Annotated in this window: 1 protein-coding gene and 1 pseudogene; one reads left to right on the forward strand and one right to left on the reverse strand. The window is 72.6% G+C overall.

The annotated features are described in order from the left end of the window. Positions 1 to 711 (reverse strand): annotated as a pseudogene (locus AC1D15_RS32765) (hypothetical protein); the annotation flags it as partial. A gap of 300 nt (positions 712 to 1,011) precedes the next feature. On the opposite strand from AC1D15_RS32765, the gene AC1D15_RS32770 reads away from it, so the two are divergent. Beyond that, the coding region (locus AC1D15_RS32770; RefSeq protein ID WP_477829347.1) for a hypothetical protein at positions 1,012 to 1,305 on the forward strand (294 nt) is incomplete at its 3' end.

A 1,305-nucleotide genomic window follows, 5' to 3' on the forward strand; every position in this document is an offset into this window, starting at 1 on the left:
GGAGAGGCCGGTCCAGCCGAAGCGCAGGCGCATGAAGCGGTTGGCGGCCTGGACGCGCGCGCGCCGCCGGGTCTGCGGCGTGAAATGCTCGGTGGACAGCGAGACGTTGATCCCCTCGAGGTTGGAGATCCGGTGCGGCGCGTTCTGGGCCCAGGAGATCCACTGGCCGGGCTCGAGTTCGCAGCGCGTCGCCGCGACATCGAACGCCGGGTCGAACGGCAGGTATTCGTGGCGCGCACCGGCGAAGATGTCCTCCATCGCCTCGCGCGGCACGAAGTGCGGATCGAGCGGCGGGTACACCCACACGCGCTTGCGGCCGCGGACGTGCCACAGCACCGAGGCCGGGCCGTCGACGTGGTAGTACACCATCGCGCGGGGCGACGAGATCAGCAGGTTGCCGTGGCTCGCGTCGGGGCGGAAGCCCGGGATCCCGTCGGCGAGCTCCTCATAGAGCCGGTCGATCAGCGTGCGGAAGCGGGCATCGGCCCGGTCGACGCGCGTCAGGTTGAGCCACAGGCAGCCCTGTTGCACCGCGCGCAGCAGGTCGGCGCCATCGAGTTCCTCGTGGCGGACCGGCCGGTTCTGGTCGGGGCGGGCCGGGTCGCTGCCCATCGTCAGTGCATGCAGCTGCTGGCGCGGAAAGCGGTCGAGCAACTCGCACAGTGCCTCGTCGGAGAACAGGCCGGAGTCGGCGAGCGCATGGGTCGACACGGTCGGGCGCGTGCCGAACTCGCTGCGGGTTCCGCTGGACAGGCTGACCAGCGGGGGGAGCGACGGGACGAGAGTGGCGGCGGCGATGGGAGACTCCTGCAGCGTGGGCGGCCCGGCACGGCGCACCCGGCCTGTGGGGCATGCTGGCCGGTGGCGGAGGCGCCGTCCGTGCGCTAGCGAACCGGCGGCGGGCATTTTCGAGGCTTTCTGCCTGCGCCCGCTCGGCGCGGGCCGGTGTGCAGGCGACAATCTGCCGCTGTCGCCGCTGCGCACACTGTCGACCTGACTCTTCCGGAATCCATGCTGCCGTCGCGTTCGCTGATCTGCCTGCTGGTCGTGCTGACGAGCCTGCTGCCCGTGCAGGCGCAGGCGGCCGTGCCCGACACGCCGGCGCGCGCGATGCTTGAGCGCAGCCGCGCCGCGATGCGCAGCGACCCCGAGCAGGGCCGCAAGCTGGCCGAGCAGGCGCTGGCCGAGCTGGACCAGGCCGGCGCCGCGGCCGACCCGGATTCGCTGGTGCTGGCCCACTGGCTGCTGTGCGACTACCACTCCGAGCGCGACCGCGCCGCCGCCGAAGCGCACCTCGGCCAGGCG

Source organism: Rhizobacter sp. P2_H2, assembly GCF_056403375.1.